The sequence below is a fragment of the Bradyrhizobium sp. 2TAF36 genome, assembly GCF_052114925.1.
Lineage (GTDB): Bacteria > Pseudomonadota > Alphaproteobacteria > Rhizobiales > Xanthobacteraceae > Bradyrhizobium > Bradyrhizobium barranii.
In genome coordinates, this window is the sequence record NZ_JBFRFR010000090.1 from 21,484 (window position 1) to 29,619 (window position 8,136).

Here is an 8,136-nt window from a genome sequence, read left to right on the forward strand (position 1 = left end):
GCCTTTTCCCTCGTGAAACAGTAATTTTCAAGTGTCCATTCCGGATCGCGAGTATCGACCGGCTGTTACCGGCGGGCTCCTGTGAAGTCATTACCGACGAAGAGTTGATGGAAGGCTCGTCAATGCCGCTCTATCGGTGCGTCGGCCACCAGGATGATGGTGCCTGCCCCCGCGTTTTTACACAGCCTGGACTCGAATGGGAGATCAGGCGCCGTTCATTGTTGCAATGCTGTCCCTGTCGGAAACCTTATCCGGCTGGCACGTGAGGCCGAATCGCGCAATGCTTCTGTGTCATGAGAGAAGCTTACAGCCTGGTCTGGTCGGTGCTGGTCTTATTGTTCCGGTCGCGGGTCTCGTTGGAAGCTGAGATCCTGATCCTTCGTCATCAACTTAACATCCAGCGACGGCACCAGCCGAAGAGAGTGGCCTTCAGTGCCATGGATCGCCTGATCTTTGTTGGGCTGTATCGTTTGGTGCCGAATACCATCAAGGCGCTGACGATTGTGAAGCCGGACACCGTGATCCGTTGGCACCGTGCTGGTTTCAGATTGTATTGGCGCCGGAAATCGCGGCACCGCTGCGGTCGACCGACTGTACCGTTGGAAATTCGCCGGCTGATCCGCGAGATGAGCATCGCCAACCCGTTGTGGGGAGCGCCGAGAATCCATGGAGAGCTTCTCAAGCTCGGCATCGAGATCGGCCAGACCAGTGTCGCCAAATATATGGCGCGGAGGAGGGGCCCTCCCTCGCAGGGATGGAAGACATTCCTTCGCAACCATGCGGATGGCATTGTCGCAATCGACCTGTTCGTCGTGCCAACAATCTCGTTCCGGCTGCTCTATGGTTTGCTGATCATGGGCCATGGCCGGCGACAGATCCTGTGGTTTGGGGTGACCGCGCACCCGACGGCCGAATGGATCGCCAATCAGCTCACGCAAGCCTGCGGCTGGGAGCAAATCCCCCGTTACTTAGTCAGGGACCGCAGGATGCCCCGGTCCCTCGCGGCGTTGAGTGGGCCGGGAATGTCGTCTGCCGCCCGATCCTGGGCGGACTGCACCATCAATATGGCCGGATGTGATTTACGGCAGGCACAGCCGGTTTAGATCGATTTCTCTCCTGTAAACTGGCCCGCGCTTTAGATAGCGAGGCTTTTCGTTAGGAACGTGCGCAATTGCGGCCGCGTTACACCTGATGATGACTGATGTGAAATGTCGTGTCTGCCACGGTCTCGGCTGGGTGTGCGAAAATCATCCTGGTAAAGCGTGGACCGAAGGTGATGGCGGTTGTCAGTGCGGCGCCGGCATGCCCTGTGAATGCAACAGAGCGAACGGCGAAGACACTCCTGACGTTGAGGCCGTCATCGTGGAAATCGAAGTAGACCGAAAGCGTCTTAATTAGCTCTTTGGCACCACTAGGACGGATGTACTCCTAGCGCCACCCAAGGCCCTCGGTTCTCGACCGGGGGCCTTTTGCATCGCCTACCCGCTAGCTGGCTTCAGAAAACTAAAGATCCGCGCCACCTGCAAAGGCAACACGAAGAAGTTCATACAAGGGTGCTTGCGCGCTCGCGGGGCAGAAAGCGCGATCAGCGCAACCTCGCCGTGGGCAGCACCGGACAGTTCTCAGATCACAGAGCAATCACCCACACCGAAAACGCAATAAGCACTGTGGGGATGATTGCCGCTGCTATGAAGAATTTCACTTCTCTTTCCGAACGCCCTTGTACTTCACCGCGCTTTTCTTGACGGCCATAAATTGTCCGCCCTTCTTGTTGCGCTTGGTGGAGGTCTTCGTGAGAGGGTTCTTGAGCTGGGTACGCTTCTTCACCGCGCCCTTACGTGCATTGTCGCCGACCGGTTTATTGACTGCCATGGTGTCCTCCTGTGCACGGTAAAACTCGCATCAAGTGGATGGTTCCAATAGGAACATTGGGCGCACGATTGTGGTTCTTTGTTCGGCGGTCTGCTCACGGGCCGTCGCGGCGCGCGGTATACCTGCGGTGTATGGTGCAGGGCCCGCGCGCTTTTTCGGAGTTCGATATGCCCAGACAACCGAACGGCCGCGAACCTGAACTTTCTGAAGACGACATTCAGCGCCAAAAACTTGGGCCGCGTGGCGTGCCGGGAAAAGAAAGTCCGACGAAGATGACGCCCCAGCGGGAAAAGAAAACGCCGAAGAATATTGATCCGGGTCACACGGCTTAGCCGCGCAGCGAAACCAGGTGCAAGCTGAACTGCCGCATATCCTGCGCAGCGTGACGATCGACAAACTCCTGCAGATGCAAAAGGACACCGCTTAGTTGCAGGCGACAGCGGTGCTGGATCTCCCCGTCAACGGCCTCTGAGACATCTTCGGGCCAGCGCTCTGTCTGGTCCAAAGCGCGGGTTTCGATTACACTGCAGGGCGACAGCGTCTTCACAACTACCGTCATAGCAAGCAAGAAGTGACATGGCTCAGGCCGGCGAAAACGGAAGGTTCGCGGCCTTCAAACACCACGCCAGGGTGCATTCTTTTAGGATCAGCACCGCCATTCTGACGTGGGTTTTGCTCGGCGCTGCGCTCTTTTACAAGCCTGAGTGGATCAAATGGGCTCTGCGGACTGGCACGCATAGTATTGAAGCAGTCGGCGATGCGCTTCCTGGTTACTGGGGCGCTCAAGCCGAAATTGTTTTGCGTGAGCTTGGCGGTTTCATTTGGATCCAGATTACGGCCGCGATCATATTTGTAAGGTTCGTGTTCTGGCTCATTGGAGCGGCGTGGCGCAGTAGCCGAGGCGATTGATCGTCCCGCGAAAAGTCCGCATATGTGAAAGAGGCCGCCAATTGAGGTGGCCTTACTTCTCCGTCGGGTGAGCTATTTATCGAGCAAGCCATCGTTAAGTGTCAGCGGTCGCTGCGATGCTCCGACCTACCGCAATTACTGAGGCTCGGCTGGCTTGTCTCGCTCGTGGCTTTCTGCCTCCGCAGCCGCACACGCATCCATGCCGTGGCACTTGCTGAAGTAATATCGGACGCTTGCCACTACTGAGCCGGCGAGAGCGACCATCAGGAGTAAAAAGATCCACCGTCGAATAAACATTCGCGTCTTTCGGTCTGCCAAGGCGCTGGTTGAGTTCAACGCGCCAACAAGCGAGTGGTCCCCTCCGGAAGGGTTGATTGTTTCCAATCCTCGCCAGCCGCCTTGAGTCGCACAACCTGCCGCTCAGGTGCAGTTGCAGGCTCAACCGAGAACTTTCAGCATGGTGTCGAACTCGCGAGGAACAATTCGCGCTATATTAGGTTGTTCACGCTTCAACCCTGCACTCTAGCGCGAAATGATGGCCGTTCGGTTCTGCCGCGCGGGCTTTCAGTTTGGAGCCCAAAATGAACGTTCAACGTTTACGTACTGCGCTCGCGATGATCGTGGTTTGCGCCTGCCTCGAGTCTGCATTGGCGCAGACCCCGAATCCCGAGTTGGAAGCATGCCGAACAACCGGACTGATGGCTCTTCGGGAACGCAACCCGGCAATCAAAGACGTAACACTCGATGTTGACGGCATGACGGTCGCGAAGGCAAACACGAAGGTGGAGGACACTCCGATCAAGACAATCGTCATCGGTGACGCCTATCTAGAAAAAGGGAAGAACGATACGCGCAGAACGTTTCTGTGCCTGATTGGCGAAAAGGGGAAAGTGCTGTTGACGTTCTTCACTGACAAATAGGTCGGCTGGCGGACACAAGAAGTCGCTGATCATTGAACCACAGTACCCTATGAATGATAGGTCGCGGCAGCCGCCGTGAGGCCGCCGCGGCACGGCGCGTTGATCTTCTCAATGTGAATGTGTCCGTTGATGGCCTCAATGCTGGTCGCCAGTTCAACCAGTTTGCGCGAAGCGGTAGCTGGATCGGAATAGGGACGTGCCTTGGTTTGTTTCATGCTGCAACCTGATCCTCTTTCACCCCTCGTGCCACGATTCGCAGCGCACCGTCTGCAAGAGGACGCTGTAAGCTCTTGGCTTCATCCCATGGTGCGGTCATCCAGGTCTCAACCTCGTCGGGCGTCGTCAGGATCACCGGCATCGCCTTCGGGTGGATGGCAAATACCTCGGCGTTTGGTCCCGTCGTCAGGAATGCAAAGAGGTCGTTGGTGGTCTCACCTTCCTTGACCTTCCTAACCGATGTCCAGTTTGTCCAGATGCCGGCGAGACATGCGAGCGGGCGGGTCTCGTCGAGTGCGAACCAGATGTCGCCGCCCTCAGCCTTGTTGAACTCGCTGAAACTATTGAACGGCACCACGCAGCGATGCTGCGCTCCGAGCCATCGTGTCCAGTGCTTGCTCTCAACCTTGCGGATGTTAGTGGTGCCGGAGTCGGGCTCCATCCTGAGTAAGTCTTTGAAGTCGACCGACTTGCCCTTCGCCTGCAGCTTCTCGGCGCGTTTTTTAGTGACTAAGCGCCTTGGATGAGGACGGCATGCCCCATCGCGCAGTGGTGAGCTCACGGCCTTCTGCGCCGGTTCGAACAATCGGCGCCTTGTACTCCGGGAACACGCCGGGCATCGGCGCGAGGTTGCCGACGTATCGGTTGACCACGCGGAACAGCGCGCTGATGGCGGCCTGATTGGTGGTGATCGAATACAAGTTGCACAAGGTCAGGTCTCCAAATCGGGATGCCGTGCCCGTTGGGCCAACTGCAGCAACGTCGTGGACGGGCGGCGGTTGGCCTTGGCGCACTTGCTGCAGCGGAGTCGGCCGGCCAGGTCATGGACGAAGGTCGTCGGCGGGTGACGCAGCTTGGCGAGATCGACATCCCGCCGGGTCTTGCAGCGCGAACACTCGATCTCGAGCCAAGGATAGCCACCGTTGATCGCCTGGTCGACTGTTGGCGACGGGTCAATCGGTCCGCCATCCGCCCACATGCGCTCATTCCAGGATTCGCAGAGCAGCTTATCGGCTTGACGAATGAGAGCTTCGCCTTTGGTGCGGGCTTCAGCGGCCTGTCCTGCGAGAATCGTTGTCATTGCGCGGGCCCGGCCCAGCTCCTTGGCGAGCGCTTTGCGATCGCCGCCGCTAAGGGGCGTCGGGTGATGCTTCGGTGCCATGGCAGCATCCAGTCCCGCAGCGCTGACGCCTACTCGAACGCAGGCCAGCAGCCGTCTTCCTCGTGACGCCCAGTCCGTTGCGTGCAGGTGTTGTCCAGCAGCCGTTGTCCGACGTCTCGCCAGAGCGCCTCCGAACCATAGAGACGAATGGCATCTACCTTTTGGATCTCGACGGTACGACTGCAGCGACGGCACTCGACCCTTAGAATGTGCTGGGACATTTGGCACAGCCGCATCGCTCTTCCTAAGGGGCCAGGCCGAGCGTCGGCGCGCGGGTCTTCCGGGAGCGCCTGCCAGTATTCCGGCGGCAAATCCTCTTCCGGAGCCAATCCTGGTTTCGGAGGCACGTTTCCGCCCACGACAGCGGCCATTTTTTCCATCTGCTTGAGGGTCGGCATTCGCCAGCTCGCGGGTCGGTCGGTCATATCCCAATAGAACATAAGAAGAACAAAAGAGTCGATAGCGGTCAAAAAAAATATCCTCCGGGCGCTCCTACTAGCTGTCGGAACCATGGACCGACGGTCGTCTTGAATCCGAGCCGCCCCCAATCGGAGTTTTGCGTAATCATGGCCCCGCGAGCGAACTGGAAAGGTTTCCTGCGACTCTCGCTCGTCACGTGCCCGGTGGCGCTATAGCCGGCGACCTCGGAGAGCGAAAAGATCTCGTTTAACCAGCTCAACCGGCAGACTGGCCACCGCATCAAGTACCTCAAGGTCGACGCCGACACGGGCGACGAGGTGCCCAACGAGCACATCGTCAAGGGCTACAAGGTGGACACCGACACGTTCATCGAGGTGACCAAGGAAGAGCTCGAGAACGTCGCCCTGGAATCGACCCGGACTATCGAGATCGACGAGTTTGTCGACAAGACCGACATCGATCCGCGCTACCTAATCCGCCCCTATTACCTCAGACCTGACGGCAAGGTTGGCCAYGATGCYTTCGCGGTGATCCGCGAGACSATCCGSGAGATGGACAAGGTCGCGATCGGGCGCGTGGTGCTGACCAAYCGMGAGCACATCATCGCGCYSGAGCCGCTSGACAAGGGCCTKATGGGGACGCTGCTGCGCTACCCSTACGAAGTSCGCGATCCGRMSGARTATTTCGACGAGATCGASGACGTCAAAGTCACCAAGGACATGCTCGATCTCGCCCGGCACATCGTCGAGCAGAAGGCCGGCAATTTCGAACCCGACAAGTTCGAGGACCAGTACGAAACCGCCCTGGTCGATCTCATCAACCAGAAGCGCGCCGGCAAGCCGATCGTGGCGAAGGACCGGCCGAAAGGCGAGAATGTCGTCGATCTGATGGAAGCGCTCCGCCGAAGCGTGGGCGGCGCTGCGGCCGAGACCAAGTCTTCCAAGAAGCCGGCAACGAAGGCGAAAAAGGCGGCAGCTGGCCAGAAGGAAATGCTAATGCCGATCGCCGGCAAGAAGACCGCCAAGGAGACCGCCGCGAAGAAGCCGGCAGCAGGGACGCGGCGAAAGTCGGCCTGACGCCGAAGCAGGAGATCCGCATGGAAATGAACGAAACCTCCGCGATGACCGAAGCGTCCGGGCTGACGAACGGGCTAGAGCAGGCGGCTGATGCGCGCCCGCGGCCGGCCCAGTCGCCCTCGCAGGATGCCGCCCTCGTTTCGGCGGATCGCCTCCGCAAGGTGACCCTCAAAGCCCCGCTGCAATCGCTCGCCGTCGCGTTCGTGCTCGGAATGTGGGTCGCCCGGCGGCGCTGACTAGCCGCGAGCGGGCGCGACTTGGCAAGGGATCTTCCAGACCTCGCTGGGATTCTACGATCTCGCGAATCGCCCGCCGTCCATGAAGGCGGTGGTGGAGGCATGGGGCGCGGGTACGATCTCTTCCATCAGGATTTCGCCAAGGAACGGACGATCCCGACGTGGTTGCCGTGACCATGTCCAAACCCCAGGGTAAACGTCGATCCATTAACGCCAAGCGGATGTCTCCTACCTTGAGCGGGATGGACGGCTTCGGCCCATCGGCGAAGTAGCAGTGCACCCTTGAGGTCCGCTGAGGCATGGCGGGCTAATTTGCGCAAATGGAGTTCCATATCGGGTTGGCTGCTACCCTCAAAATAGAAATCAAGATCGGCTTGTCGGGATGCGACCGTTTGAACCGTCTTGGATGGATAGGATGACTTGAGGCGTTCAAGCAGGGAGCGGCCATGAACGACACCGACCGGACACACGCATCCTCGCGCCTGATCTCCGCCAATTCGGCTTGCATCTACGATGCATGCATTCAATCGGAAAAACTGATGCGGTGGATTGCGCCTGCAGGCGCTGTGGCGAACGTTGAAAAGTGCGAAGCGCGGGAGGGGGGATGCTTTAAAATTATCTTGTCGTTCAACAATGATATCGGAAAATCGTCGTCTCGGACGGACGTCGTATCAGGGCGGTTCCTCAGGCTTGTGCCGGATGGAAGCATTGTTCAAGCTATCGATTTTGTGTCCGACCGACCTGAATTTGCGGGCACTATGATAATGAGCTGGTTTCTTCACCCGTGGGGCGAAAAGACGCTTGTGAGCGTCGTCGCAGAGAACGTGCCGCAAGGCATAAGCAGAGCCGATCATGAATTAGGGATGGCATCCTCTCTTGAAAACCTGGCGGAGTTTGTGGAAACCGTTTGCGGTCGTTGAGCCGCTGTCTGGAGCATGTCTCGGTCTAGCCCTCAGCCGAAGAATGCTTGAGCCAAGATCATGTCTGCTCTCGCCGCCGCAAAACCGGACGTCGAGCCCAATTTGCCTCGACCGCCGCTTGTGCTGTATGGTCCGGCCGTGCGTAGCAAGAGGTTCATCGATCAGGTGGTGAGTGGTCTTGCATCAATGTATCCGGCCTTTGATTGGAGCATTTGCTCCGGGCCATCATGGATATCAGCGCGCGTGCGTTCTCATTAGTGGGTCGTCCGTGAAGAATGCGGATTGATCTGAGAAATAAGCAGAATTTGTCTTGATGTAGTATTCGATTTTGCAGGAAAGCGGGGTGTTGGACCTCGCTTTCTTGCGTTTTAGGATTTTGCTTTTGGGCGATTCGTGATTCCCTGA

Annotated in this window: 10 protein-coding genes and 3 pseudogenes; 8 read left to right on the plus strand and 5 right to left on the minus strand. The window is 58.2% G+C overall.

What is annotated here, in order from left to right:
* Nucleotides 1-293 precede the first annotated feature (293 nt).
* Entirely contained in the window at nt 294-1,103 is an 810-nt protein-coding gene (locus AB4Z51_RS37440) for a hypothetical protein (protein ID WP_441499136.1), read from the plus strand.
* Between the two features lie 595 nt (nt 1,104-1,698).
* Here the strand turns inward: AB4Z51_RS37440 and AB4Z51_RS37445 are convergent.
* Entirely contained in the window at nt 1,699-1,872 is a 174-nt protein-coding gene (locus tag AB4Z51_RS37445; RefSeq protein WP_441499137.1) for a hypothetical protein, read from the minus strand.
* Between the two features lie 167 nt (nt 1,873-2,039).
* Here AB4Z51_RS37445 and AB4Z51_RS37450 point away from each other — a divergent pair, with 167 nt between their 5' ends.
* The 3 genes from AB4Z51_RS37450 (at nt 2,040) to AB4Z51_RS37460 (ending at nt 3,701) form a co-directional block, all read left to right on the plus strand.
* Nucleotides 2,040-2,204 carry a hypothetical protein gene (locus AB4Z51_RS37450; RefSeq protein ID WP_441499138.1) on the plus strand — a complete coding sequence of 55 codons (165 nt, stop codon included), beginning with the start codon at nt 2,040-2,042 and terminating at the stop codon, nt 2,202-2,204.
* 244 nt (nt 2,205-2,448) lie between these two features.
* Nucleotides 2,449-2,781, plus strand: a complete 333-nt coding sequence (locus AB4Z51_RS37455; protein ID WP_441499139.1) for a hypothetical protein — start codon at nt 2,449-2,451, stop codon at nt 2,779-2,781.
* A 581-nt stretch (nt 2,782-3,362) separates the two neighbouring features.
* A complete protein-coding gene (locus AB4Z51_RS37460; RefSeq protein ID WP_441499140.1) occupies nt 3,363-3,701 on the plus strand; it encodes a hypothetical protein in 339 nt (112 codons plus the stop codon).
* A gap of 47 nt (nt 3,702-3,748) precedes the next feature.
* Here the strand turns inward: AB4Z51_RS37460 and AB4Z51_RS37465 are convergent, their stop codons facing one another.
* The 4 genes and pseudogenes from AB4Z51_RS37465 to AB4Z51_RS37480 all read right to left on the minus strand — a co-directional run bounded on the left by AB4Z51_RS37465 (nt 3,749) and on the right by AB4Z51_RS37480 (nt 5,504).
* Complete coding sequence (locus AB4Z51_RS37465; RefSeq protein ID WP_441499141.1) at nt 3,749-3,916, minus strand: hypothetical protein; 168 nt, start codon at nt 3,914-3,916, stop codon at nt 3,749-3,751.
* Nucleotides 3,913-4,627 (minus strand): annotated as a pseudogene (locus tag AB4Z51_RS37470) (SOS response-associated peptidase). Before AB4Z51_RS37470 ends, AB4Z51_RS37465 begins: the two are co-directional and overlap by 4 nt.
* Nucleotides 4,628-4,629: 2 nt before the next feature.
* A complete protein-coding gene (locus tag AB4Z51_RS37475) occupies nt 4,630-5,079 on the minus strand; it encodes a hypothetical protein (protein WP_212428798.1) in 450 nt (149 codons plus the stop codon).
* A gap of 29 nt (nt 5,080-5,108) precedes the next feature.
* Nucleotides 5,109-5,504: a hypothetical protein gene (locus AB4Z51_RS37480; RefSeq protein ID WP_441499146.1), complete on the minus strand. Its 396-nt coding sequence runs from the start codon at nt 5,502-5,504 to the stop codon at nt 5,109-5,111.
* Nucleotides 5,505-5,645: 141 nt separating this feature from the next.
* Here AB4Z51_RS37480 and ku point away from each other — a divergent pair.
* The 4 genes and pseudogenes from ku (at nt 5,646) to AB4Z51_RS37500 (ending at nt 7,731) form a co-directional block, all read left to right on the plus strand.
* Nucleotides 5,646-6,575: pseudogene (ku, locus tag AB4Z51_RS37485) on the plus strand (non-homologous end joining protein Ku).
* Nucleotides 6,576-6,595: 20 nt separating this feature from the next.
* Nucleotides 6,596-6,811: a hypothetical protein gene (locus tag AB4Z51_RS37490; protein WP_441499142.1), complete on the plus strand. Its 216-nt coding sequence runs from the start codon at nt 6,596-6,598 to the stop codon at nt 6,809-6,811.
* Nucleotides 6,812-6,842: 31 nt separating this feature from the next.
* Nucleotides 6,843-6,999, plus strand: a pseudogene (locus tag AB4Z51_RS37495) (cell envelope biogenesis protein TolA); the annotation flags it as partial.
* 258 nt (nt 7,000-7,257) lie between these two features.
* The gene (locus AB4Z51_RS37500; protein ID WP_441499143.1) at nt 7,258-7,731 is read left to right on the plus strand and encodes an SRPBCC domain-containing protein; all 474 of its coding nucleotides are present in this window, start codon (nt 7,258-7,260) and stop codon (nt 7,729-7,731) included.
* The last annotated feature ends 405 nt before the right edge of the window (nt 7,732-8,136 follow it).